This window comes from Variovorax sp. 10L426 (genome assembly GCF_056395305.1).
Genome location: NZ_JBFTJF010000006.1, coordinates 254,449 through 279,474 on the forward strand (window position 1 = coordinate 254,449; position 25,026 = coordinate 279,474).

Here is a 25,026-nt window from a genome sequence, read left to right on the forward strand (position 1 = left end):
ATATCGGCGGCGCATTTATCACGATTAATTGAACTCTTCGTGATGAAACGGCCATCGGGTCAGCCCAAGAATCTGCCCCATGCAACGCGAGTCTTCATCAACCGGCAACGCACCCATCCACCCGCTGTGGCTGCGCATCACGCATTGGCTCAACGCCCTTGCGGTGCTGGTGCTGGTCACCAGTGGATGGCGCATCTACGACGCTTCGCCGCTTTTCGACTTCGAGTTTCCGGCCTCGATCACGCTGGGCGGTTGGCTCGGCGGCGCGCTGCAATGGCACTTCGCCGCGATGTGGCTGCTGGCGATCAACGGGCTGACCTATCTCGCGCTCAATGTGGTGAGCGGGCGACTCTGGCGCAAGTTCTTCCCGCTGTCGCCGGCCGGCATCTGGCACGACGCGCTTGCGGCGTTGCGCGGCAAGCTCTCGCACGCGGACCCGCGGCGCTACAACAACGTCCAGCGCCTGGCGTACCTGTTCGTGATGATCGACATCGCGGTGCTCGTCCTCTCGGGCCTGGTGCTCTGGAAGTCGGTCCAGTTTGCAGGCCTGCGCGAACTGCTCGGCGGGTACGAGTTCGCCCGCCGTATTCACTTCTGCGCGATGGCTGCGCTGGTTGCCTTCGTCGCCGTCCACCTCGTGATGGTGGCGCTGGTCCCGCGCACGCTGCTCACGATGCTGAGCAGCCACGGCAAGGAAGCAGCATGAAGATCTTCAAGCGCCCCTCCCCGGCCGTGCTGGCCGACGTGGACAGAGACGCAGTGCTGGCGGAGGCACGCAAGCTCATCGGCCGCCGCATCGAGCAACCCGCACGACGTGCCTTTCTTCAGCGCTCGCTGACGCTGGGCGGCCTTTCGCTGCTGAGCGGCTGCAGCATCAGCGACAACGCGACGGTCGAGGCGGCGCTCACCCGCATCTCTCGCTTCAACGACGCGGCGCAGGGTTGGCTGTTCGATCCGAACCGGCTGGCGCCGACCTATCCCGAATCGATGATCACGCGGCCGTTCCCGTTCAACGCCTACTACGGCGAGGACGAGGTCCGCGAAGTGGCGGAGGACGGCTACAGGCTCGAAGTCACCGGCCTGGTCGCCGACAAGCGAAGCTGGACATTGGCAGAGCTGCGCGCGATGCCGCAGCGGGACCAGGTCACGCGCCACATCTGCGTCGAGGGCTGGAGCGCGATCGGCAAATGGGGCGGCGTTCCTTTCGCCGATTTCCTGCGCAGGATCGGCGCGGACACCAGCGCCAGATATGTCGGCTTCAAGTGCGCCGACGACTACTACACCAGCATCGACATGCCGACGGCGCTGCATTCGCAGACCCTGCTCACGCTCACCTACGACGACCAGCCACTGCCTCCGAAGTACGGCTTCCCGATGAAGCTGCGCATGCCCACGAAGCTTGGCTACAAGAACCCGAAGCACATCCGGGCGATTTTCGTCACCAACACCTACCCTGGCGGCTATTGGGAAGACCAGGGCTACAACTGGTTCGGCGGCAGTTGAGTCGATCCCGACTCGGCGCTGTTGAAAACGAGTGGCCGTGTTCTCTTGAACCGTGCCATTGAAAACTTCGACTCACAAGGACACTGGAATGAACAAGCCCTCCGCAACACTCCTCGCCGCCTTCATGGCCATCGGATCTGCCTCGGCATTCGCTGCCGACGACATGAGCAAGGACAGCATGAAGAAGGACTCCATGGCAAAAGACAGCATGTCCAAGGACGGCATGAAGAAAGACGCCATGGCGAAGGACGGCATGTCCAAGGACGCCATGAAGAAGGACTCGATGTCGAAGGACGGCATGGCGAAGGACGGTATGGCCAAGGATGAAATGAAGAAGTAGCCTCTCGATGCCAAGCCACATGCAAGGAGCAGCACCGCCATGACCCCTCTCTCGCACTTCCCCAGGCTGTCTCGACGCCCGGTTCTGGCCGCGCTGGCGGTCATCGCCGGTGCCGGGCTATGGCACGTCGCACCCTCGCTGGCTGCCGAATCGGCAGTGGTGATCCCGGCGCCGGCCGAAGACGCGCCGCCAACGCCGGGCGCCGGTTCGGAAACCGCGGTGATCGCGGGCGGCTGCTTCTGGGGCGTGCAGGGCGTCTTCCAGCACGTCAAGGGCGTCACGAGCGCGGTCTCCGGCTACGCCGGCGGCCAGGCCTCGACCGCCAAATACGATGAGGTCGGATCAGGCCGAACCGGCCACGCCGAGTCGGTCAAGATCACCTACGACCCTCAGCAGATCAGCTACGGACGGCTGCTGCAGATCTATTTCTCGGTGGCGCACAACCCGACCGAGCTGAACCGTCAAGGTCCCGACAGCGGAACGCAATACCGCTCGACGATCTTTGCGGCCAATGCCGAGCAGGCGCGCGTCGCCAAGGCTTACATCGCGCAACTCGACAAGGCGAAGGTCTTCGGCAAGCCGATCGCCACCACGGTGGAAACGCTCAAGGGCTTCTATCCGGCAGAGGGCTACCACCAGGACTTCATGACGCGCAACCCGGACCACCCGTACATCGTCTTCAACGATCTGCCGAAGGTTGACAACCTGAAACGAGTGTTTCCAGACAGTTATCGCGCGAAGCCAGTGCTGGTCGGATCGGGCGCCTGAACAGCAGCGCTCAGGCGCCGGCAGGGACGGGCTCGGGCGGCGGGCCGTAAGGGTTCGATTCAGGCTGGCTCGGCTGCACCATGAAGTACAGCAGCACCAAGGTGCCGATCACCGGGATCAGCCCGATCAGCAGGAACCACGCCGACCTGCCGATGTCATGCAGGCGGCGCGCGCCTGCGGCCAGCAGCGGCAGGAGGAAGGCAAGGACCACGACGTAGTAGACGACCTCGTGGATGAAGCCCGCGACGAAGGCCAGGATGAAGTAGGCCAGCACGAACCACCAATACTCGGGACGCGATGCGCGACCTGAAAAATCGACGTACTTACGAAAGCAGGTCTGAACGGCCTGTTGAAAGTTCATTTGACGACTCCTCTTTGTTGATTCCCACGGGAAAACCCCGCAGCCATCATATCGAGCAGGCCGTCAATGCCGATGACGGCATGAACGTCAGGGGCCCTGGCGCAATCTCCCGAGGAGGCCGGCCGTGGAAGCATCCAGCCCCTGGACATTGCCGGAGGCCAGGCGCGGTTCGATGTCCTTCGCCAGGACCTTGCCGAGCTCAACGCCCCATTGGTCGAAGCTGTTGATGCCCCAGACCGACCCGCTGGTGAACACGCGATGCTCGTAGAGCGCCAGGAAGGCACCGAGCGACTCGGGCGTCAGCGTGTCGAGCACGAAGAAACTGCTCGGCCGATTGCCGGGGAAGTTCTTGTGGCCGCCCGCGTCGCTCTGGCCGACCATGAGCGCCTGCGCCTGCGCGAGCGCGTTAGCGAGCAGCTTGGGATGATGCCCTTCGAGGTCGTGCGCCGCGTCGCGCACGGCAAGGAACTCCAGCGGAATGACGTCCGTGCCCTGGTGCAGCATCTGGAAATAGGCGTGCTGCCCGTTGGTGCCCGGCTCGCCCCAGAGCACGGGCGACGTGCCGAATGACACCGGCTTGCCCTCCATGTCCACCTGCTTGCCGTTGCTCTCCATCTCGAGCTGCTGCAGATAGGCCGGCAGGCGCTTGAGTGCGCTGTGGTACGGCGCGATGCCGCGGCTGGTGAAGCAATGGAAATTCCGGTACCAGACGTCGAGCAGGCCGAGCCGCACCGGCAGGTTTTGCGCCAGCGGTGCCGTGCGGAAGTGCTCGTCCATCGCGTGCGCGCCGGCCAACATGCTGCGGAATCCGTCGGCGCCGATCGCCAATGCAATGGGCAGCCCGATCGCCGACCACAGCGAATAGCGCCCGCCGACCCAGTCCCAGAATCCGAAAGTGGTCTCGATCCCGAATTCGCGCGCCGCCTCGACATTGGTGGTGAGTGCCGCGAAATGGCGCGCGATGTCGACGCTGCCGGACTGTTCGAACCACCGCTTGGCCGATCGGGCGTTCGCCATCGTCTCGGCCGTGGTGAAGGTCTTCGATGCGATCAGGAACAGTGTGTGCTCGGGCGCCAGGCCTCGCAGCACGCCAGCAAGTTCATGGCCGTCAACGTTCGAGACGAAATGAAAACGCTTGCCCGGCGCCACGTCGGCGTCGAGTGCCAGCACGGCCATCTGCGGCCCGAGGTCCGAGCCGCCGATCCCGATGTTGACCACGTCGGTGATCGTGTGGTCGGCGCGGACCGACTCGGCGTAGGCGAGCATCGCCGTCAACGTGGTCTGCACATCGTTGAAGGCGGTGGACAGGTTGGCGGGCGGAGGCGCCGACGCGGGCCTGCGGAGCAGGGTGTGAAGCACCGCCCGGTTTTCGGTGGCGTTGATGTGCTCGCCGGCGAACATCGCGTCACGATGCGCCTCCAGGCCCGTCTCGCGCGCAAGCGCCAGAAGAAGATCTTCGGTGCGCGCGTCGATCAGGTTCTTGGAGAGATCGGCGAAGACGCAGGGCGCCGACTGGCTCAGGGTCTCGAAACGCTTTGGGTCGGCAGCAAAGGCGCGACGCAGGTCGAACCCCTTCCCGTTCGCGTCGTAATGCGCCTGGAGCTTGGCCCAGGCGGCCGTTCGATCACCACGAATGCGCGTCATGAGGTCTCCATGAGTTTTTCCAGCTTCACCGCGTCCGCCGCGAAGGCGCGGATGCCTTCGGCGAGCTTTTCGGTGGCCATCGCGTCTTCGTTCAGGGCAAAGCGGAAGGCGGGCTCATCGAAGGTGACTTTCGGGATGTCGCTGCGCTTTGCCGCATCCGCATCCAGCGCGTGCGCGAGCGGGGCTTCGCTGCCAGCCAGTTCCCCGAGCAGTTCGGGGCTGATGGTGAGCAGGTCGCAGCCTGCCAGCGCCGCGATCTGACCGACGTTGCGGAAGCTGGCGCCCATCACTTCGGTCGCGATCCCGTGCTTCTTGTAGTAGTCGAAGATCTGCCGCACGGACTTGACGCCCGGGTCGTTGGCGCCCGCGTTGGCCGCCTCGTCCCACTTGCCACCCGCCGACTTCTTGTACCAGTCGTAGATGCGCCCGACGAACGGCGAGATCAACTGGACCCCGGCCGCCCCGCACGCCACGGCCTGCGCGAACGAGAACAGGAGCGTCAGATTGCAGTGGATGCCCTTCTTCTCGAGCTGGCGCGCCGCCTCGATGCCTTCCCAGGTCGAGGCGACCTTGATGAGCACGCGCTTCTCCACGTCGACGCCCTCCGCACGATAGAGCGCGACGATGCGCTCGGCGCGGGCGATGGAGGCTTTCGTATCGAAGCTCAACCGCGCGTCGACTTCGGTCGAGACGCGCCCGGGAATGATGGAGAGGATCTCGGTGCCGAATCTCACCAGCAGCCGGTCGATCACCTCGTCGATCGGCATTCCGTCGTGCTTCTTGACCACCTCGTCCAGCAACGGGCGGTATTCGGGCTTCTGTACCGCCTTGAGGATCAACGACGGATTGGTCGTCGCATCGCGCGGCTTGAACTGGGCCAGTTGACGGAAATCACCGGTATCGGCTACTACGGTGGTCCATTGACGGAGGGCATCGAGTTGGTTCATCAGGCCATTATCCCGCTGCAAAACTACAGGCCGTGTGGTCCCCGACTGACGCGGCGGGGCTCCATCGGTAACTAATCTTGAGGCAATGGCACACCCCCAGGCTTGCCCACTTCGTGTGGCCTCCCCCCCTTGCAGACAAAAGGATCAGCCATGGCCATTCGCACCCGTCGCGCCCCGCCGCCAGCCGCCTTCGACGACCGCGCTCAGAGCGCGTCGATCGGTATCCTGGCGACCGCCTTCTGCGTCGGCGGCGCGCTGACCCTCCTGGCGCTCACGACCACTCGCACGATGCGCGGCGAAGCGGTCGCCGGGCCACCGGACGGCGCACCGCTCATGCGCGCGCCGCTCCAGGTGGTCGCGCCGGTGGACCTCAAGCGTTACGCAGGCCTGTGGCATGAACAGGCCCGCTTGCAGAATCGGTTCGAGAAGCAATGCACGGGGCCGGTCACCGCCGAATACAACTTGCGCGGCGACGGCAGCGTCGAGGTACGCAACTGCTGCATCCTCGCCGACGGAAGCTTCGACGAATCCGTCGGTTCGGCGCGTGTGGCGCCCGTTACCGGTCAACCGGGCGCCGGCCGGCTGGAAGTGCGTTTCGCGCCCGACTGGCTTGCCTGGCTGCCCATGGTGTGGGGCGACTACTGGATCCTGAAGCTGGACCGCGACTACCAGGTGGCCCTGGTCGGGACGCCCGATCGCAAGTGCCTCCGGGTGCTGTCGCGCGCCCCCGTGCTCGACGAACTCTCGCTTGGGGCCGAACTCGACTACGCCCGCACACTGGGCTTCGACGTCGACAAGGTCGTGTTGACCGGAAAGTAGGCCGCGAACTGCACCGGAAGCTCGCTGGGCCGCTGGCAGTGGATCGCCTTCCAGCCGAGTTCGCGCGCGGCCAGGACGTTGGGAAGCGAATCGTCGATGAAGATGGTGGTGTCAGCCGCTGCGAGCCCATATCGCTCCGTCAGCAGGTCATAGATTTCCCGCTGAGGCTTGATGACCTTCACGTCGCCCGAAAAAATGCCGCCGTCGAACCACCGGAAGAAGGCGTGGCGGTATTCGAGCACGCGGGCGTAGGGCTCGGGCATGTTCGAGAGATAGAAGAGGCGCAGGTCCTCGCCGGCGTCGCGACGATCACGCAGCCCCGCGAGAAGATTGACCGTGACGGCGATCGGCTCCAGCCTTTCGCCCATGGGCGAGAGCACGTCGCTGAGCCGGTCGGCGGGCAGCGAGAGCCGCAGCGCCATGCGGCCGATCGCATCGTCGAGCGAATGCGTGCCGCGATCGAATCCCAGCCAATCCTCGTGATGGAACATCTGTCGCGCCAGCGCGTGCGCCGCTTCCGCCGTGGGTGCATGCGGCGCAAGCTGCGTCTGCACCAGCGCGACCGGCTCCCAGGTCAGGAGCACTGCGCCGAGATCGAAAACAACGTTCGTGGTCATAGGGTGGCGGGCACGATGGAGACGCCGTGGTTCGTCAGGGACAACGTCGTCTCCGCGCCGGCAGTCAGGGGGTGCGCCAGGTCGGTGGAAACGACGAACACCGAGCCGAGCGCGGTGTCGAAAGCATATTCGTAGAAATTGCCCAGGAAGGCGGCCTTGCGCACCGTCGCGGGCAGTCCGACGGCGGCCCCGATGTACCAGGCCTCGGGCCGGACCGCGACCTTGACGATGCCCGGCGGCACGGCAAGTCGAGGGGTCAGTGTCAGCGGGCCCATCTGCACACGCCCGTCGGGTTGCGCCAGCGCGGCAAACACCATCGCCTCGCCCATGAAGCCGGCAACGAATTCGCTTTCGGGGTGGCCGTAGAGCTGTTCGGGCGTGCCGCGCTGTGCGATCACGCCGTGGTCCATCACGATGATCTGATCGCTGACGGCCAGCGCCTCGCTCTGGTCATGCGTGACGTAGGCTACCGTCAGCTTCAGGCGCTGCTGGAGGTTGCGGATCTCCTCGCGCATCTCACGGCGCAGTCGCGCATCGAGATTGGACAGCGGCTCGTCGAAGAGCAGCACGGCGGGCTCCAGAACGAGCGCGCGCGCCAACGCCACGCGCTGCTGTTGACCGCCGGACAGCTCGCTGGGCAACCGGTCGTCGAAACCGACCAGCCCCACGCCCTTGAGCATTTCTCTCGCGCGCGCCGAGGCCTCGTTCTTTCGCACGCCGCTCATCCTCAGTCCGTAGCTCACGTTCTCGATCACGTTCATGTGAGGGAACAACGCGTAGCTCTGGAACATCATGCTCACGTTTCGCTCGGCCGGGCCCAGCGCCGTGACATCGCGACTGCCCATGAAGATCGAGCCCGAAGTCGGCGACTCGAGGCCCGCGATCATGCGCAGGATGGTCGTCTTGCCGCAGCCGGATGGGCCGAGGATCGTGGTCAGCGTTCCTGCGGGTACATCGAAGCTGACGCCTTTCACCGCAAGCGGCGCGCGCGCGTCGGTGCCATAGCGTTTGGTGACGTCGCGAAGTTCGATGCCGTTACTCATGGAATCTTTCTTGGATTTGTCTTCTCAGGGCACTGCCGCGACGATGATCGGTGCGCCTGCCCGCCGGCGTCCCAGCTTGCGTTCGCCGACAACCCATTGCACGAACGCGATGGCAACCGCCATCAGGATCATCAGCACCGTGCAGTACGCCAGCGCGACACCGTAGTCGCCATTGCCGACCCGGCCAATGATGTAGGTCGTCGCCAGCTCGTTCTCGGCCGTCACCAGGAAGATCACGGCGCTGACCGTTGTCATGGCACGCACGAAACTGTAGACCAGCGCGGCCACCAGCGCCGGTTTCAACAGGGGCAGCACGACCTTGAAAAGCGTCTGCGAGGTCGACGCGCGCAGCATCAGCGAAGCCTCGTCGAGCGAGCGGTCGATTTGCTTGAAGGCCGCCGTCCCCGCGCGCACGCCGACCGGCAGGTTCCGGAACATGAAGCACAGCACGATGATGAGGCCGGTGCCCGTCAGTTCGAGCGGTGGTACGTTGAACGCCAGGATGTAGCTCACGCCCAGCACGGTGCCCGGAATGGCGAAGGCGAGCAGCGCCGCGAATTCGAAAACGCCCTGCCCCTTGAACTCGTTGCGCGCCAGCAGCCATGCGATCAGCAGGCCGAAACCCGCGGTCAGCGGCGCGGAGATGCCGGCGAGCTTGAGCGTGGTGATCAGCGAATTCCACGCCGTGCCTGCCCACACAATGCCGAACTGCCCCCATTCGAGCGCGAAGGCCGTCCTGAAGTGATTCAGCGTGAAGGTGTAGTCGCGGCCCCACGTCTGCACGAAACCGCCCGCGAATGCGAAGAGATAGACCACCATGGTGAAAGCGATCCACGGCAGCGTGATGCAAAGGATGGTGCGCCGAACGCCGTCGGGCAGCGCCATGGCAATGCCGGCGTCGCCCTTGCCGCTCACCGTCGTGTAGTTGCGCTTGCCGAGCACGCCGCGCTGGATCGCGAACACCGCCAGCGCGAAAAGCGTCAGCACCCAGGCCAGCGAAGCGGCCCGGCCCTGGTCGTATTGCGCGCCGACGATGGCGAAGAAGATGTCCGTCGATAGCACCGAGAACTGGCCGCCCACCACGATCGGATTGCCGAAGTCGGCGATGCTTTCGATGAAGCCGACGAGAAACGCATTCGCAAGCCCCGGCTTGAGCAAGGGCAGCGTGACGGTGAAGAAGGCCCGACGGCGATCCGCCCGAAGCATCAGCGCCGCCTCTTCCAGGTTCGGCGAGACGCCTTGCACGACGCCCCGCATGATCATGAACGCAATCGGCGTGAAGGCGAACAACTGGGCGACGAGCACACCCGGCATGCCGTAGAACCACCGCGTGGGCTCGATGCCGAAGCTGCTTTCGAGCACTTGGTTCACCACGCCGGCACGGCCGAACAGCAGGATCAGGCCCAGCCCGACCACGAAGGGCGGCGTGACGATGGGCATCAGCGCAAGCACCCGCAGCGGCGCTTGCCAGCGTCGGTTGCCGCGCTCGGACATCAGGGCCATCAAGGTGCCGAGGAAGGTCGTGCCCGCGGCTGTGAGCAGAGCCAGCGCCAGCGTGTTCCAGGCGACTCCGCAGCGCACGCCGCCCGCGAGACAGCCGAACCCCCAGATCCGTTCGGTGCCGATGCGGGCAACGAACGCTGCCATCGACCACCGGCCGTCCTCGTCGAGAAAGGCACCCGCGAGCGCCTTGCTCACCGGATAGGCGATGAACAGGGCCATCAGCACGCCGCATGCGATGACCGCGCCGGAGACGAACAGATCGCCCTTGAAGAAGCCCAGGCGCGCAATCCCGAATGCCGCGAGCAGGATGAGCGCCGAGATCGCAAGGAAGCCGCCCGCACCGATGCCGAACTGGTGGACGGGCAACTCACCAAACTGTGCTTCGAGGATCGGGAGCGTCCAGCCTTTGGCGCCGATCAGGAATCCGCTCAGCGCAAGACCGACGGCGCCCACGGCGCCGCCCACGAGCAACAGGCGGCCCTGCGCGCGGCCGGCCCGAAGCAGGCCACCGAACACGCACAAGGCCAAGCCGATGAGCCCGATATGGAGCCAGCTACGACCCTGGAAGGCGGCCTGCATCACGCCATCGGCGCCCTCGCCCTCGCCGAACACCTGCGGGATGACCTCGTACCAGGCCGTGTCCTGGATCGCATACCAGGGCAGTGCGACGTAGCCGATGAGACCGGCCGCGATGCATGTCCAGATGGGTCCGTTGGGGCTGCGCCGCCCTTTGGAGATCGAAGACACGCTAGTGCGGCAGCGAGTTGACGTCCTTTTCCCAACGCGCGATCAGTCGCCGGCGCTCGGCGCTGGCGCCGTACTTCGCGTAGTCGTAGTTGATCATCTTGATCTTCTTGAAGTCCGGCACATTGGGATCCACCGCCGTCGCCTTGTTCGACGGCAACTGATACTGCTTGGCGGCCGCGCCGAAAGTCTGCGCCTGCGGCGTGAGCGCCCATTCATAGAACTTCTTCGCCTGTTCCAGGTTGCGCGCGCCCTTCACGATGCTCATCGAACCGATCTCGGCGCCGGTGCCTTCCGAGGGCGTCGTCGTCTCGACCGGGAAGCCCTGCATCTTTTCCTGCGGCGCGTCGTGGATGAAGCTGATCGAAACCGCCGTCTCGCCGCGGGCCACCGCCTTGATCGGGCCGGTGCCCGAGCGCGTGTACTGGCCGACGTTGCGATGCAGGCCCTTGAGGTATTCGAAGGCCTTGTCTTCGCCCATCAGTTGCACGAGCGTGGCGATCATCGTGTAGGCGGTGCCGCTCGAAGCGGGATTGGCCACCTGGATGTCGCCCTTGTATTCGGGCTTCAGCAGGTCGGCCCAACTGCGCGGCACGGCCAGCCTCTTCTTCTGAATGAGTTCGGTGTTGTAGCCGAAGCCCAGCGGCCCGGAGTAGATGCCGACCGTCCGATAGCCGGATTGCTGGGCCTGCTGCTGCGCCCATGGATAGAGCTGCGGCAGCGTCGGAGATTTGTATTCGAGCGTGAGGCCCATCTCGGCTGCCTGCAGATGCGGGTCGCCGGTGCCGCCGAACCAGACATCGGTCTTCGGGTTGTCTTTCTCGGCGATCAGTTGGGCGAGCGCCTCGCCGGAGCCCTTGAGCGACATGTTGAGCTTGACGCCCGTGGTGCGCGCGTACACCGTGGCAATCATGTTGCACCATTCGGCCTGGACCGAACAAATGACGTTGACGGTCTGCGCCGAGGCGGCGGCCGACACACCCACCAGGACCACCGCGGCGGCAACGCCCACGAGTTTCTTCTTCATCTTGACCTCGTTCAAAAATAGAAAAGGCCCCGGGGGGCCGCGTTCAGCTTATCGCGGAGTCATCAACGGGCGGATCGGTACAAGTACCATTCGCCCAGCAAGCTTCATGCTCGCGCTTTACAACGCACAGGTATGTATCCATGAGTTTCGATCTCGTTCTTTTTGGCGGCACCGGTGACCTCGCATGGCGAAAGCTGATGCCCGCCCTGTTCCAGGCCTTCCGGCACGGCAGCCTGCCCGAGGGCGGTCGCATCATCGGCGTGGCACGCGATGACCTGAGCGACGACAGCTACCGCGAACTGATCCAATCGCGCTTCGAGGCCGTCGAAGGCGCCAAGCGACCGACGCCGGAGGAGTTCAAGCAGTTCGCCTCGCTGCTGTACTTTTTGCGCATGGACCTTTCGAAGCCCGCGGACTACCAGAAGCTCGCACAACTTCTGAAGGCACGAAATGCCGACACGGTCGTGATGTACCTGGCGACCGCGCCCGCACTTTTCACGCAGGCTGTCGAGCAGATTGCCGCGGCGGGCCTTAACGGCCCCCAGACGCGCCTCGTGCTCGAAAAGCCGCTGGGACACGACCTGGCCTCCAATCGCGCCATCAACCAGGCCGTGTGCAAGGTCCTGAACGAGCACCAGGTGTTTCGGATCGACCACTATCTCGGCAAGCCGGCGGTTCAGAACCTGTTCGCGATGCGTTTCGGCAATGCGCTGTTCGAGCCGATCTGGCGGCGCGAGTACATCGCCAACATCCAGATCACGATTGCCGAAGACCTCGGCGTGGAGAAGCGAGGTGCCTTCTACGACCAGACAGGGGCACTGCGCGACATGGTGCAGAACCATGCGCTGCAACTGGTCTGCGCAATTGGCATGGAGCCGCCGATCAATGCGCATGCCGATGCGATCCGCGACGAAAAGCTCAAGGTGCTTCGCGCGCTGAAGCCCTGGACCGCCGAGGACATCGGCCTTCATGCGATTCGTGGCCAATACGTCGCAGGTACCGCGTACGGCGAGCGCGTGCAGGGCTACCGCGACGAGCCGGGCGTCGAGCCCGACAGCCGCACCGAGACCTTCGTTGCGCTGCGCACCGAGATCGCCAACTGGCGTTGGGCCGGCGTGCCGCTCTACATCCGCACAGGCAAGCGGCTCGCATCGCGCGACGCACGCATCGAGGTCAACTTCCGTCCGACACCGCATGCGATCTTCCGTGCACCGGCCAACTCGGTGAACAAGCTTGTCATCAATCTGCAGCCCAGGGACGGCCTGGAGCTGCACATGCTTGCGCAAGCGCAGGGCAGCCGCCAGCGCAACGGGAGTCGCCATGCCGGACCTCAGCTCGCGCCCGTACAGCTCGATCTCGACTTCGACAAGCGCTTCGGCTCGGAGCGCGTGGGCGCCTATGAGCGCCTGCTGCTCGACGTGATCGGCGGCCGGCTCAATCTGTTCGTGCGCAGCGACGAGCAGGAAGAAGCATGGCGCTGGGTCGAGCCGCTGATCGACAGCTGGTCATCCGATGGAACGCCCCGCCCCTATGCCGCAGGCACCTGGGGCCCAAGTGCATCCAGCGCGATGATCGCCCGCGACGGCTACGCGTGGGGCGAAGAACAGTAGGCGGCTAGGATCTTCCTTCCTCTACCGCGTGGCAGGCAACCTTCACGCCACGCAGCGTCTGCAACTGCGGACGCTCCTTCTTGCAGCGCTCATTGGCGAGCGGGCAGCGCGGATGAAAGGTGCAGCCCGAGGGCGGATTGAGCGGGTTCGGCACCTCGCCCTGCACCGGCGTGCGCGATCGGCCCACGTGCTTCATCTGCGGAATCGCATCGAGCAGCATGCGCGTGTAAGGGTGCTGCGGTGAATCGAAGAGCTTGTGCTTGTCGGCGACTTCGACCAGGCGCCCCAGATACATCACGCCCACCTGGTCGGCCACATGGCGCACCACAGCGAGGTTGTGTGAAATGAAGAGGTAGGTCAGTCCCCGCTCGCGCTGCAGGTCCTTCATGATGTTGAGCACCTGTGCCTGCACACTCACGTCGAGCGCTGAGGTCGGCTCGTCGCAGACGAGAAACTCAGGCTGCGTCGCTAGCGCGCGTGCAATCGAAATCCGTTGGCGCTGCCCGCCGGAGAACTGGTGCGGATACTTCACCATGTCCAGCGGACTCAGGCCGACCGATTGCAGGAGTTCACCGACGCGCGCCTTCAGTCCCGGTCCTTCCTTGAGGATGCCGTGTTCGCGCAGGGGCTCGCCGACGATGTCCTCGACGATCCAGCGCGGGTTGAGGCTCGCGTACGGATCCTGGAAGATCATCTGGATGCGCCGGCGAAGCGCCTGGCCTCCACGGGTCTTGTAGATGGCATGCACGTCCTGCCCGTCGAAACGCATGCCGCCCTGCGACGGCTGGTACAAGCCCACCAGCAGCCGCGCCACCGTGCTCTTGCCGCATCCGGATTCACCGACGAGCGCCAGCGTCTTGCCGCGCTCGATCGAGAAGCTCACACCATCGACGGCCCGCAACAGCACGCGCGGCTTGCGCTCCAGGACGCGGTTGAGCCACGGTGGCGAGACATCGAAACTCTTCGCAAGGTCGTTCGCCTGCACCAATGCGCTCATACGGTTGCTCCGTAGGCCGGCGAGGCGGTGTGCGCAGCGTGCAGCCAGCAGGCGGCGCGCGTAGCGCCCGCGTTCATCAAGTCCGGCCTTTCGACGAGGCAACGATCGAAGACACGCGGACAGCGCGGGTTGTAGGCGCAGCCGCCAGGAATGGCGTTGAGCCGCGGCATGGCGCCGTCGATCTGGTTGAGGCGTTCGCGGTCCATCGTCATGTCGGGAATGGAGGCCATCAGGCCGCTTGTGTAGGGATGGGCAGGCTGATGGATCACTTCCTGCACGGGACCGACTTCGGCAATCCGGCCGGCGTACATCACGGCCACGCGATCGCAGGTCTCGGCGATCACGCCCATGTCGTGCGTGATCAGCATCACGGCCGCGCCACGTTCCTTGCAGATGCCCTTGAGCAACTGGATGATCTGCGCCTGGATCGACACATCCAATGCCGTGGTCGGCTCGTCCGCCACGATCAGCTTGGGCTCCGCAGCGAGTGCCAACGCGATCACGACCCGCTGCCGCATCCCGCCCGAGAATTGGTGCGGGTAGTGGTCGATGCGCTGCGCCGCGCCCGGAATGCCCGTGTCCTCCAGCAGCCCGATTGCGCGACGACGCGCTTCATGCTGGGTCACAGGCAGGTGGGTGCGGATGGTTTCGGTCAGTTGACGCCCGATCGTGTAGAGCGGATTCAGCGACGTCAAAGGGTCCTGAAAGATCGCGCCGATCCTGCGGCCACGGATGTGCCGCATCGCGTCGTGCCCGAGGTTGTCGATGCGTTGCCCTTCGAGACGGATTTCGCCGCTCGCGATGCGACCGGGTGGCTCGAGCAAGCCGATGATCGCCGCGCCGGTGAGCGACTTTCCCGCGCCGGATTCGCCCACCACGCCGAGGATCTCGCCCGGCGCAATGTCGAAGGAAATGTCGTCGACGGCCCGCAACGTGCCGCGGCGATGCGGAAACTCGACGACCAGATTGCTGACTTGCAGGAGAGTCATCGAAGTTTGGGATTGAGCGCGTCGCGGAGCCAGTCACCCAAGAGGTTCACGCTGAGCGCGATGAGCACCAGCATGAGGCCCGGAAAGAGCGTGATCCACCATTCGCCGGAGAACAGAAAGTCGTTGCCGGTACGGATCAACGTGCCCAGCGAAGGAGATGTCGGCGGCACCCCGACGCCCAGGAACGACAGCGTGGCCTCCGTGATGATCGCGGTCGCGACATGGATCGTCGCAAGCACCATCACCGGCCCCATCACGTTGGGCAGCACGTGCCGCATCATGATGCGCAGCGGCGCGACGCCCGTGACGCGCGCGGCCTGCACGTATTCCTTGTGGCGCTCGACCAGCGTGGAGCCCCGCACCGTGCGCGCGTACTGCACCCAGCCACTGAGCGATATCGAGATGATGAGCACGCCGAAGGCGAGCGACCCATGCGCATCGGGAAACAGCGCGCGGCCGATGCCCGCAATCAGCAGTGCGATCAGGATCGGCGGGAACGACAGCATCACGTCGCAAAGTCGCATCAGGAAGGCATCGAGCCAGCCGCCGAAGAAACCCGCGAGCAGTCCCAGCACCACGCCGACCAGCATCGAGAGCACCACCGACACCAGGCCGACCACGAGCGAAATGCGCGCGCCGAACATCACCGCCGAGAGGATGTCGCGCCCCTGGTCGTCGGTGCCGAGCAAGTACTTGCGCGTGCCCTCCGCGGCCCAGGCCGGCGGCAGGCGCGCGTCTCCGAGTTCGAGCACCGCGAGGTTGAACGGATCGTGCGGCGACACCCAGTTGGCGAACACCGCGCAGAAGACACAGGCGAAGGCGATCAGGGCCGCGAACATCGCGACAGGCGAGCTGCGAAAGCTGTGGCCGACATCGCTGTCGAGCCAGCTGGCGATTCTCTTGTTCATCGTGGAAAGTGAAAGCGGGGCCCGCCGCGGCGGGCCCCAGGCACGGGATCGTCAGGCGCTCAGGGTTGCTGCTGCGCCTTGATGCTCATCCACTTGAAGAACATGAAGTTGTCGGCGAGCTGCGTGAGCTCGACCTTCTTGCTCACGCCCCAGGCCAGCGACTGCTGATGCAGCGGCAGGTGGCCGATGTCGTCCGCATGGATCTTGAAGGCTTCCTTGATCAGTTCGTTGCGCTTGGTCTTGTCGGTTTCGGACTGGATCTTCTTGGTGATCTCGTCCAGCTTCGGATTGCAATAGGCGCCGAGGTTGAACTGGCCCGCGCCCTTGTCGTCCGGACAGGCCGTCAGCGAACTGAGCGCGTTGTGCGCGTCATAGGTGGTGGGCGTCCACCCCAGCATGTAGAAGCTGGTGTCGCGGCGCAGGACCTTCGGGAAATAGCTGCCCTTGGTCTCGGCGATGAGGTTGATCTTCACGCCGATGCGAGCGAGCCCGGCGGCAACGCTCTGGCAGATCTGCGCGTCGTTGACGTAGCGGTCGTTCGGGCAGTTCATCGACACCTCGAAGCCGTTGGGATAGCCCGCATCGGCAAGCAGCTTCTTGGCGGCGTCGACGTCGTAAGGCAGGCGCTTGTCCTGCTCCGCCGTCCAGCCGTTGACGCCGGGGCCGACCAGGAGCGCCGTCGGCCGCGAGGCGCCGCGCATCACCGTGCGCTGGATGCCCGCGATGTCGATGGCCTGGTAGAAGGCCTGGCGCACGCGCTTGTCCTTGAACGGGTTCTTGCCCTTGACGCTGGAGTAGAGCAACTCGTCACGCTTCTGGTCCATGCCCAGGAAGATGGTGCGCATTTCAGGTCCGGTGATGACGCGTGCATTGGGGCTCGCGTTGATGCGAGCGATGTCCTGCACCGGCACCGGCTCCATCACGTCGACTTCGCCGGAGATCAGCGCAGCAACGCGTGTTGCCGGATTGGCGATCGGCGTGAAGATGATCTCCTGCGCGTTGCCCTCGATCTTGCCCCAGTAGGTGGGATTGCGAACGAACACGGTTCGCACATCGGGCTGGCGCTCGCGCACGCGGTAGGGACCCGTGCCGTTGGCCTTGAAGGAAGCGGTGTTCTCGATGCCCTTGCGTTTGTCGACCGGCTTGGCGGCGCCGTTCTCCTCGCACCATTTCTTGCTCATGATCATGGTCAGCGTGATCACGTCGGGCAGGATCGGGAATGGTCCGTTGGTCTCGATCTCGATCGCGTAGTCGCCGACCTTGCGCACCTCCTTGATGTCGCTCAGCGTGGCCTTCATGTCGGAGCCGTCGCCCTTGGCGCGCGCGAAGGTGAACACGACGTCGTCGGCAGTGAACGGCGTGCCGTCATGGAACTGCACGCCCTTGCGCAATTCGAAGCGCCAGACGTTCGGCGAGGTCTGCTTCCAGCTCGTGGCGAGCAAGGGCGCGAGGCTCAGGTCCTTGTTGCGACCCACGAGCGGCTCGTAGGCATTGGCGGTGACGCTCAGCTGCAGCGACTCATTGAGCGAGTGCGGGTCGAGGGAGAGTGCATCCCCCTGGTTGGCGATGCGGATGGTTTGAGCACCGGCCACCAGACTCGTGGCTGTCAGCACGGACAGGATCGCCGCCGCGACAACGTTTTTCTTCAGACTCATGAGAAGCACTCCTCGGGGTTGGAAAGGTTCAAGAGGCCGTCTGGGCCATCTTGCTTCTGGGTTGACCGGCCGCAGCGGCCAGCGGCATGCCCTGTTCGATCAATCCCGCATGCAAAGCGGCACCGAGCGGCAGGATCTCGTCATTGAAGTCGTATCGGCTGTTGTGCAGGAAGGCGCCGCCCCTGGCGTCCTGCCCGATGCGCAGATAGGCGCCTGCCTTTTTCTGCAGCATGAAGGAGAAGTCCTCGGCGCCCATGCTGGGCTCCATGTTGCGCTCGACGTTGTGCGCGCCGACCAGCGATTGCGCGACGTCACCCGCGAACTGCGCTTCCGGCGCGGTGTTGATGGTCGCGGGATAGATGCGCTCGAACTTGACGTGCGCTGTGGCCCCGAAGCCCGCGGCGACGGCACTGCACAGTTCGGTGAGCCGCTGCTCCACCTGCTCCTGCACCCGCGAGCTGAAGGTCCGCACCGTGCCCACGAGCGTGGCCTTGCCGGGCACGACGCTCATCGCGCCGAGATCGCCTGCATTCACCGCGCAGATGCTGATCACGGCGGCATCGATGGGTCGAACATTGCGCGACACGATGCTCTGCACCGCCGTGATGATGTGCGCGGAGACCACTACCGGATCGACGGTCAGATAGGCATGCGCGCCATGCCCGCCCTTGCCTGTGACCTCGATCGTGATGCGATCCGCCGCGGCCATCATCGCGCCGCGATTGATGCCCACGGTGCCGGCAGGCAACCCCGGCCAGTTGTGCATCGCATACACCGATCCAACCGGGAAGCGATCGAAGAGACCGTCCTCGATCATCACGCGCGCGCCGGCGAAACCTTCCTCGCCCGGCTGAAAGATCAGCACCGCGGTGCCATCGAAGTTCCGCGTTTCCGCAAGATAGCGCGCCGCGCCGACGAGCATCGCGGTGTGGCCGTCGTGCCCGCAGCCGTGCATCAGTCCGTTCTTGGACGATCGCCATGCGAATTCGTTGTCTTCGCACATCGGCAATGCATCCATGTCGGCGCGCAAGCCGATCATGCGGCCGCTGGTGGTCGAGTTGCCGCGAATGACGCCCACCACACCAGTCTTGCCGATACCGGCATGTATCTCGTCGACACCGCAGGCCCGCAGGGCTTCGGCCACGCGGCCGGAGGTGTAGACCTCCTCGAAGCCGAGTTCGGGATGCGCGTGCAGATCGCGTCGGAACGCGGTGATTTCGGGATAGAAGCGCGCGATGTGCGCGAACGCTCTTCCGGCCGCTTGCAGACGTAGCTCAGTCATTCAGTGTGCTCCAGCATTGCCGACACGCAGACGCGGATCGACCACGAAGTAGAGCAGATCGACCACGAGATTGATGACGACGAAGATGAGGGCGATCAGGCAGAGATAGGCCGCCATGACCGGGATGTCGGCGAAGGTCACCGCCTGGATGAAGAGCAGGCCCATACCGGGCCATTGAAAGACGGACTCCGTGATGATCGAGAAGGCGATGAGTCCGCCCAGTTGAAGCCCCGTGATGGTCATCACGGGCACCAATGTGTTCTTGAGTGCGTGTCCGAAATGGATCGATCGGTCCGAGAGGCCGCGTGCACGCGCGAACTTGATGTAGTCGGTGCGCAGCACCTCGAGCATCTCCGCACGCACGAGACGCATGATCAGCGTGAGTTGAAAGATGGCGAGTGTTGCGGCGGGCAGCACGATGTGAACCCAGCCGTCGCTCTTCAGGAGGCCGGTGCTCCACCAGCCGAGCCGCACGGTCTCGCCGCGCCCGAAACTCGGGAGCCAGCCGAGCAACACCGCGAAGACGAGGATCAGCAGGATGCCGATCAGGAAGGTGGGCAGGGAGACGCCCAGCAGCGAGATCATCATGAACAACTGGCTCATGAAGGAGCCGCGCCGCAGCGCCGCGTAGACACCCATCGGGATGCCGATCGCCAGTGCCAGGATGGCGGCGACCATCGACAGTTCGAGCGTTGCCGGAAAGCGCTCCGCGATCAGGCGGGACACCTTCGCGCCTTGACGAAGACTGAGCCCGAATTCGCCCTGTGCCGCATTGACGAGGAAGTGCCAGAACTGCACGAAAAAGGGCTGGTCGAGCCCCAGGGCAGCGCGCAGTTCACGGATCTGCTGGGGCTTCGCGTCTTGTCCGAGCAGGAACACGACGGGATCGCCGACGTACTGGAAAAGGAGGAAGGCGATGAAGGCAACCGCGACCATGACGATCACGGCCTGAATCAACCGGCGCAGTATGAAAGCGATCATTCAGCAGATGAAATGTTCATCGATGCTAGCAGAGCAAAGTACATGCCCATGCGGGAGTTCCCCGGGGTTCGTGCCCTGTGTTCGCCACGGTTTGCGCCATGAAAAAAGCCACCCGACTTTCGCCGGGTGGCTTTCAAGACTTCCCATTGAAGCTGGCTTGCGCCAGCGTCAGATCAGAAAGCGTGACGGATACCGAAGTCGTAACCGATCGAGTGTTGCGCCACGGGCGTGAGTGGCACGCCATTGACGGTGACCGGGGTCGTGTAGAAGGCAGGGCCGCCGACGATCAGAGCAGCGCCATCCTTGTTGTTCACGTAGCCGACCGTTGCGTACAGAGCCGTACGCTTCGACAGGTTGTGCACGTAACCCAGGGCCCACTTGTCAGCCTTCGGATCCGAGAACAGACCCGTCAGTTGGTTCAGGTTGCTGGTGTTGTTGTACTTCACCGTCGAGTACGAAGCGCGGATCAGGCCAGGGCCGACCGGCACGGTCACACCGATGAGGCCGCCATTGGCGCCCGGGTTGCCGAATGCGAACGGGTTGGTCACGCCGTTGACGAAGCCAGACGAGCTGTCGTTCTTGAGCGTGTTGTTCGAGTATTCACCGAACAGCTTCACGACACCGAAGTCCCACGATGCGCCGAGGTTCCAGATGTCGAGGTTTTGCGTGGTGCCAGCGAAGTAGTTCGAAGCAACGGTGCTTTGGCCGTAAGCGAGAGCGACATCCAGCGGGCCGTTGGCGTAGCCGACGCGACCACCGATGTAACGGCCAGCGCGGCCATTGGTACCAGGAGCGGTCGGGTTAGCAATGAACGCTGCTGCGCCCGGAGGGGTCAGGCCACCCGGGTTGTAGCTGGTGTTCTCGTTCATGGCGTACATCACCTGACCGTAGAAACCACCCAGGTTCGGCGGCAGGAAGTAGCCGACCGAGTTGTTGGCACGCACGTAGGTGGTGTTGGCGGTGAAGCCGCTGGGTGCGCCAGGACCGAAGCCGCTGGCCGTCGAGATCAGGTTGGTACCAGCGCCGTTGGTGCCGAACGGATCGAACACGGTGTCGTTCCAGAAGGTCGGGACGTAGTCACGGCCGAGGCGGACTTCACCGAAAGCACCCGACAGGCTCACCGTCGAACGACGGTTGAAGAACTGGTTGCTACCGGTCGTGAAGTTGTTGGTGCCGGCGCCAGCGGTGCCGTCGTCGTTGCCCAGAGCAGCTTCGAGCCAGAAGCTGGCTGCGAGACCGCCACCCAGATCTTCCGTACCGCGGAAACCCAGACGGCTGGAGTTGTAGCCCGAATTGGTCAGGGCGGTGCGGCTCGTCTTGATGCTGGTGCCCGTCAACGGGAGTTCCGACGTATTCGAGTAGCTGCTGACAGCAGCGTCAACCACGCCGAACAGCGTAACGGACGACTGAGCCGAGGCAACACCGGCGACAGCCAGAGCAGCCAGGGCAACTAGAGATTTTTTCATTGCAAGTTTCTCCAAGGTTAAACATAGGGCTCCGGTGCGAAGGGCTCACCGTGACTGGCACTTTTGTGCTCCCACCGGACCCCGGGCCAACCTCCTTTTGGGAAGTTGTCGCTATTGCACCAGAGCCGATCCGTCAGGGCAAAACAATTCGCCCGAAAAACCAGCCGGGTCCGGCGTTTCGTTGCACTGCTGCAACAAAGGTCGGCCGACCCCTACGTCACCACGATGTGAAACCTAAGTCGCTGCGTTTGTTACTTTCCGTAGATCGGTTCAAATCGCCTCATGAACCGATCGCTCGACGCCGTTGTGGGGGTAGCAGACGCGGCGCTGCGTACCCTGTTTGCCAAACCGCACGCGACACGGCCCACCCCTTCGCCCGACACACCTTCGAGTTCCTTGAACGACGCTGAACGGCGCGAGGCGGGCGCGCTGATGCGCGTCAACCACGTGGGAGAGGTTTGCGCACAGGCGCTTTACACGGCGCAGGCCACCGTGACCCGTGATGCCGCACTACGCGTGCATTTCAGCGACGCGGCGCGCGAAGAAACCGATCACCTCGCCTGGACGCAACAGCGACTCGACGACCTGGGCGCTCGCCCTTCGATGTTGAATCCGCTGTGGTATTTCGGCGCCTTTGGCCTGGGCCTGGTCGCGGGGCGTCTTGGCGACGCACTGAGCCTCGGCTTCGTGGCCGAAACCGAGCGCCAGGTCGAAGCGCATCTTGATGGCCACCTCGACCGACTGCCGGCGGGCGACACGGCATCGAGAGCGGTGATCAATCAGATGAAGTTGGATGAAGCGCGCCACGCCTCGCAAGCGTGGAGCGCCGGTGCCAAGGAATTGCCGCCGCCGGCCAAGGCACTGATGCGTGCTGCGGCACGTGTCATGACGACGGTCGCGCACCGCATCTGAGCGGGCGCAGGCTTGGCACTCAGAGATCGATCAGATCGAAACTGGTCGTGATTTCGGCTGTCTTCCCCAGCATGACGCTGGCCGAACAATAGGTGTCGTGACTCAGTGCGATCGCCCGCTCGACTGCGGCGGCAGGGATGCCTTTGCCCGCCACGGTGAAGTGCATGTGAATTTTCGTGAAGACCTTGGGATCCTTCTCGGCGCGTTCGCTGGTCAGCTTGACGCTGCAGCGCTCGACCTGGTGCCGGCCGCGCTTCAGGATCAGCACGACGTCATAGGCGGTACAACCGCCGGTACCGGCCAGCAGGGTCTCCATGGGTCGAGCCGCGAGGTTCTGGCCGCCGTTTTCGGGTTTCGCGGCGTCGGGGGCGCCGTCCATCATCAGGACATGGCCGGTCCCGGTCTCTGCGACGAAGCCCATCGCCGATCGGGCGCCGGTATTGCCGGTCCAACTTACTGTGCATTCCATCTTGCCGACTCCATATTCAAGTTCGTTCCATGCGGCGAGAGACAAAAACTCTCATCAGCGTGAATTTATGTTCGAAAAGCGCCACGGGCTTGTTGCAATGCAACAAACAGTCGATATACTTTATTTCATCGCACACGAACCCGTGTGCACCGGTTGTCTCCTCCACCCTCCCAATTGGTGGATTTAGCCCCGAGTCGCAAGGCTCGGGGCTTTTTTCTTGGGTGTTGCTCTTGGGTGTTGCCAGTCCCTGGAGCCGCTGCAGCGACGGGCCTATGATCGCGGCCCTATGTCCACGACCACGCCAGCCGCCGCCACACTCACCCCTGCCGACTACCTCAAGAGGATCCTGACCGCGCGCGTCTACGACGTTGCAGTCGAATCGGCCCTTGAACCGGCGCGCGCGCTCAGCGCGAGGCTCGGCAATACCGTGCTGCTCAAGCGTGAGGACCAGCAGCCCGTTTTCAGCTTCAAGCTGCGGGGCGCCTACAACAAGATGGCGCACCTGAGCCCAGAACAGCTCGCCAACGGCGTGATTTGCGCTTCCGCCGGCAATCACGCGCAGGGCGTGGCCTTGGGCGCCCGCAAGCTCGGCACGCGCGCGGTGGTCGTGATGCCGGTGACCACGCCCCAACTCAAGATCGACGCAGTGCGCGCCCTCGGTGGCGAGGTGCATTTGCACGGCGACAGCTATTCCGATGCCTACGTATACGCCCTCGAGCAGCAGAAAGTGCACGGCCTGACCTTCGTGCACCCCTTCGACGACCCCGACGTGATCGCCGGCCAGGGCACCATCGCGATGGAGATCCTGCGCCAGCATCAGGGGCCGCTGCATGCGGTGTTCGTCGCCATCGGCGGTGGCGGGCTCGTCGCCGGCGTGGCGAGCTACATCAAGGCATTGCGCCCCGAGATCAAGGTCATCGGTGTGCAGATGAACGATTCGGACGCCATGATCCAGTCGGTCGCCGCCCACGAGCGCGTTGCACTTCCCGATGTGGGCCTGTTCTCCGACGGCACCGCGGTCAAGCTGGTCGGCGAGGAAACGTTCCGCCTGGCGTCCGGCCTGGTGGATGAATTCATCGCGGTCGACACGGACGCTGTTTGTGCTGCGATCAAGGACGTCTTCATCGACACGCGCAGCATCGTCGAGCCCGCAGGCGCGCTCGCGGTGGCCGCGATCAAGCAGTACGTCGAGGAGCGCGGCACGCGCGGCGAAACCTATGCCGCCATCCTGTGCGGCGCCAACATGAATTTCGACCGGCTGCGCTTCGTCGCCGAGCGCGCCGAGGTGGGTGAAGAGCGCGAGGCACTTTTCGCGGTGACGATCCCCGAGGAGCGCGGCAGCTTCCGGCGCTTCTGCGAACTGGTCGGCCAGTTGCCGGGCGCCTCGCGCAACGTGACGGAGTTCAACTACCGCATCAGCGATGCAAAGGAAGCCCATGTCTTTGTCGGCCTGACCACGACGACGCGGGGCGAATCGAAGACCATTGCGGACACTTTCGTGGCGCACGGCTTCGGCGCCATCGACCTCACGCACGACGAGCTCGCCAAGGAGCACATTCGCCACATGGTGGGCGGCCGCACCGGGCTGGCGCACGAAGAACGCCTGCTGCGCTTCGTGTTTCCGGAACGCCCGGGCGCGCTGCTGAAGTTCCTGAGCCTGTTGCGGCCGAACTGGAACATCAGCCTTTTTCACTACCGCAACCAGGGCGCCGACTATGGTCGCATCCTGGTAGGACTTCAGGTGCCTGCGGCCGACACCGCGGCCTTCGACGAATTCCTGCAGGCACTCGGCTACCCCTTTGTCGAAGAGACCAGCAATCCCGCGTATCGGTTGTTCTTGCAGGCCTGACGGCCTGCGCGCTCAGCGCCGCGGCGCCAGTGGCGTCAGAGGGCGTGGCGGAGCCGGCGCAGTGGTTGGAGCGGCTGTTGTTGGCGCAGAAATCACTGGCGGCGTCATGACAGCCAGCGGACGCGTCGGCAGTTGCAGCGTCAGTGCAGGCGATGTGTCGACACTGGCGCCGAGCGACGCGGCACGGGTGCTGACCGACTGCAAGACGTAGCCTTCCGCAACCGTGGCCCCCACCTTGAAGGGGCGAGGCGGCTTGCCGTCAACCGCGATGAGCGCGGCACCCTGCTTGTCGGCATCGGCCACCACGCCGAGCAGCGAAAAGCGGCTCGCCGCTTCAGGCGTGACGACAGCCGCAGTCTGCGCCGAAACGGCGCCCAGCATTTGCGCCACCGCGGCGGGATCCGGGTCCGCCTGTGCCTTGGTCACGGCGGGCGGGGCGATAGCGTCCGCCGGCGCGGCCAGGCGCAGTCCCCAGAACACGATGCTCGCCGCCGCGAGCGCCCAGAGACCTGTCGTCGTGACGGCCACGGGCCATCGGGCGGGTGCGTAAGGAACTGACATGGAGGCGGATTATCATTCAGCGGATGCGGCA

The 25,026-nt window shown here is 64.5% G+C and carries 24 protein-coding genes; 8 read left to right on the plus strand and 16 right to left on the minus strand.

Going from position 1 to position 25,026, the window contains the following annotated elements; all coding sequences use genetic code 11:
* The first annotated feature begins 79 nt into the window (after positions 1 to 79).
* The 4 genes from AC1DHL_RS11525 (at position 80) to msrA (ending at position 2,611) form a co-directional block, all read left to right on the plus strand.
* The gene (locus AC1DHL_RS11525; protein WP_478162055.1) at positions 80 to 706 is read left to right on the plus strand and encodes a cytochrome b/b6 domain-containing protein; all 627 of its coding nucleotides are present in this window, start codon (positions 80 to 82) and stop codon (positions 704 to 706) included.
* Positions 703 to 1,503 carry a molybdopterin-binding protein gene (locus tag AC1DHL_RS11530; protein ID WP_478162056.1) on the plus strand — a complete coding sequence of 267 codons (801 nt, stop codon included), beginning with the start codon at positions 703 to 705 and terminating at the stop codon, positions 1,501 to 1,503. Before AC1DHL_RS11525 ends, AC1DHL_RS11530 begins: the two co-directional genes overlap by 4 nt.
* Positions 1,504 to 1,591: 88 nt before the next feature.
* Entirely contained in the window at positions 1,592 to 1,843 is a 252-nt protein-coding gene (locus tag AC1DHL_RS11535) for a pentapeptide MXKDX repeat protein (RefSeq protein WP_478162057.1), read from the plus strand.
* Positions 1,844 to 1,882: 39 nt separating this feature from the next.
* On the plus strand, positions 1,883 to 2,611 hold the full coding sequence (gene msrA / locus AC1DHL_RS11540; protein ID WP_478098598.1) for a peptide-methionine (S)-S-oxide reductase MsrA: 729 nt from the start codon (positions 1,883 to 1,885) through the stop codon (positions 2,609 to 2,611).
* Between the two features lie 10 nt (positions 2,612 to 2,621).
* Here the strand turns inward: msrA and AC1DHL_RS11545 are convergent, their stop codons facing one another.
* The 3 genes from AC1DHL_RS11545 to tal form a co-directional block, all read right to left on the minus strand.
* A complete protein-coding gene (locus AC1DHL_RS11545) occupies positions 2,622 to 2,972 on the minus strand; it encodes a DUF805 domain-containing protein (protein WP_478162058.1) in 351 nt (116 codons plus the stop codon).
* An 87-nt stretch (positions 2,973 to 3,059) separates the two neighbouring features.
* A complete protein-coding gene (gene pgi, locus AC1DHL_RS11550) occupies positions 3,060 to 4,616 on the minus strand; it encodes a glucose-6-phosphate isomerase (RefSeq protein ID WP_478162059.1) in 1,557 nt (518 codons plus the stop codon).
* Entirely contained in the window at positions 4,613 to 5,563 is a 951-nt protein-coding gene (gene tal, locus AC1DHL_RS11555) for a transaldolase (RefSeq protein WP_478098604.1), read from the minus strand. Before tal ends, pgi begins: the two co-directional genes overlap by 4 nt.
* A 150-nt stretch (positions 5,564 to 5,713) precedes the next feature.
* Between tal and AC1DHL_RS11560 the strand changes: the two genes are divergently transcribed.
* Positions 5,714 to 6,382, plus strand: coding sequence for a lipocalin family protein (locus AC1DHL_RS11560; RefSeq protein ID WP_478162060.1), 669 nt, complete (start codon positions 5,714 to 5,716; stop codon positions 6,380 to 6,382).
* Here AC1DHL_RS11560 and AC1DHL_RS11565 read toward each other — a convergent pair.
* The 4 genes from AC1DHL_RS11565 to AC1DHL_RS11580 are packed head-to-tail and all read right to left on the minus strand — an operon-like array spanning position 6,328 to position 11,316.
* The gene (locus tag AC1DHL_RS11565) at positions 6,328 to 6,999 is read right to left on the minus strand and encodes an HAD family hydrolase (protein WP_478162061.1); all 672 of its coding nucleotides are present in this window, start codon (positions 6,997 to 6,999) and stop codon (positions 6,328 to 6,330) included. The two genes, AC1DHL_RS11560 and AC1DHL_RS11565, sit on opposite strands and share 55 nt — an antisense overlap.
* Positions 6,996 to 8,042 carry an ABC transporter ATP-binding protein gene (locus AC1DHL_RS11570; RefSeq protein WP_478162062.1) on the minus strand — a complete coding sequence of 349 codons (1,047 nt, stop codon included), beginning with the start codon at positions 8,040 to 8,042 and terminating at the stop codon, positions 6,996 to 6,998. Before AC1DHL_RS11570 ends, AC1DHL_RS11565 begins: the two co-directional genes overlap by 4 nt.
* A 24-nt stretch (positions 8,043 to 8,066) precedes the next feature.
* The gene (locus AC1DHL_RS11575) at positions 8,067 to 10,250 is read right to left on the minus strand and encodes an ABC transporter permease (RefSeq protein ID WP_478162097.1); all 2,184 of its coding nucleotides are present in this window, start codon (positions 10,248 to 10,250) and stop codon (positions 8,067 to 8,069) included.
* Positions 10,251 to 10,293: 43 nt separating this feature from the next.
* On the minus strand, positions 10,294 to 11,316 hold the full coding sequence (locus AC1DHL_RS11580) for an ABC transporter substrate-binding protein (protein WP_478162063.1): 1,023 nt from the start codon (positions 11,314 to 11,316) through the stop codon (positions 10,294 to 10,296).
* Positions 11,317 to 11,456: 140 nt separating this feature from the next.
* On the opposite strand from AC1DHL_RS11580, the gene zwf reads away from it, so the two are divergent.
* Positions 11,457 to 12,926: a glucose-6-phosphate dehydrogenase gene (zwf, locus tag AC1DHL_RS11585; protein WP_478162064.1), complete on the plus strand. Its 1,470-nt coding sequence runs from the start codon at positions 11,457 to 11,459 to the stop codon at positions 12,924 to 12,926.
* A 4-nt stretch (positions 12,927 to 12,930) separates the two neighbouring features.
* Here zwf and AC1DHL_RS11590 read toward each other — a convergent pair whose 3' ends face one another.
* The 7 genes from AC1DHL_RS11590 to AC1DHL_RS11620 all read right to left on the minus strand — a co-directional run bounded on the left by AC1DHL_RS11590 (position 12,931) and on the right by AC1DHL_RS11620 (position 21,204).
* Positions 12,931 to 13,923 carry an ABC transporter ATP-binding protein gene (locus tag AC1DHL_RS11590; protein WP_478098616.1) on the minus strand — a complete coding sequence of 331 codons (993 nt, stop codon included), beginning with the start codon at positions 13,921 to 13,923 and terminating at the stop codon, positions 12,931 to 12,933.
* Entirely contained in the window at positions 13,920 to 14,912 is a 993-nt protein-coding gene (locus tag AC1DHL_RS11595; RefSeq protein WP_478162065.1) for an ABC transporter ATP-binding protein, read from the minus strand. The genes AC1DHL_RS11590 and AC1DHL_RS11595 overlap by 4 nt, the downstream gene beginning before the upstream one ends.
* Positions 14,909 to 15,820, minus strand: coding sequence for an ABC transporter permease (locus AC1DHL_RS11600; RefSeq protein WP_478098620.1), 912 nt, complete (start codon positions 15,818 to 15,820; stop codon positions 14,909 to 14,911). The genes AC1DHL_RS11595 and AC1DHL_RS11600 overlap by 4 nt, the downstream gene beginning before the upstream one ends.
* A gap of 59 nt (positions 15,821 to 15,879) precedes the next feature.
* Positions 15,880 to 17,475, minus strand: a complete 1,596-nt coding sequence (locus AC1DHL_RS11605; RefSeq protein WP_478162066.1) for an ABC transporter substrate-binding protein — start codon at positions 17,473 to 17,475, stop codon at positions 15,880 to 15,882.
* Between the two features lie 28 nt (positions 17,476 to 17,503).
* Entirely contained in the window at positions 17,504 to 18,757 is a 1,254-nt protein-coding gene (locus AC1DHL_RS11610) for a M20 aminoacylase family protein (protein ID WP_478162067.1), read from the minus strand.
* Positions 18,758 to 19,738, minus strand: coding sequence for an ABC transporter permease (locus AC1DHL_RS11615; RefSeq protein ID WP_478162068.1), 981 nt, complete (start codon positions 19,736 to 19,738; stop codon positions 18,758 to 18,760).
* Positions 19,739 to 19,911: 173 nt separating this feature from the next.
* Positions 19,912 to 21,204, minus strand: a complete 1,293-nt coding sequence (locus AC1DHL_RS11620; RefSeq protein ID WP_478162069.1) for a porin — start codon at positions 21,202 to 21,204, stop codon at positions 19,912 to 19,914.
* 282 nt (positions 21,205 to 21,486) lie between these two features.
* Between AC1DHL_RS11620 and coq7 the strand changes: the two genes are divergently transcribed.
* Complete coding sequence (gene coq7, locus AC1DHL_RS11625) at positions 21,487 to 22,116, plus strand: 2-polyprenyl-3-methyl-6-methoxy-1,4-benzoquinone monooxygenase (RefSeq protein WP_478162070.1); 630 nt, start codon at positions 21,487 to 21,489, stop codon at positions 22,114 to 22,116.
* A 19-nt stretch (positions 22,117 to 22,135) separates the two neighbouring features.
* Here coq7 and AC1DHL_RS11630 read toward each other — a convergent pair whose 3' ends face one another.
* Entirely contained in the window at positions 22,136 to 22,585 is a 450-nt protein-coding gene (locus AC1DHL_RS11630; protein WP_478098632.1) for an OsmC family protein, read from the minus strand.
* A gap of 286 nt (positions 22,586 to 22,871) precedes the next feature.
* Between AC1DHL_RS11630 and ilvA the strand changes: the two genes are divergently transcribed.
* Positions 22,872 to 24,434: a threonine ammonia-lyase, biosynthetic gene (ilvA, locus tag AC1DHL_RS11635; RefSeq protein WP_478162071.1), complete on the plus strand. Its 1,563-nt coding sequence runs from the start codon at positions 22,872 to 22,874 to the stop codon at positions 24,432 to 24,434.
* 12 nt (positions 24,435 to 24,446) lie between these two features.
* On the opposite strand, the gene AC1DHL_RS11640 is transcribed toward ilvA, so the two are convergent.
* Positions 24,447 to 24,995 (minus strand): type II secretion system protein N, encoded by a 549-nt coding sequence (locus AC1DHL_RS11640; protein ID WP_478098636.1) that lies wholly within the window; start codon positions 24,993 to 24,995, stop codon positions 24,447 to 24,449.
* Between the last annotated feature and the right edge of the window lie 31 nt (positions 24,996 to 25,026).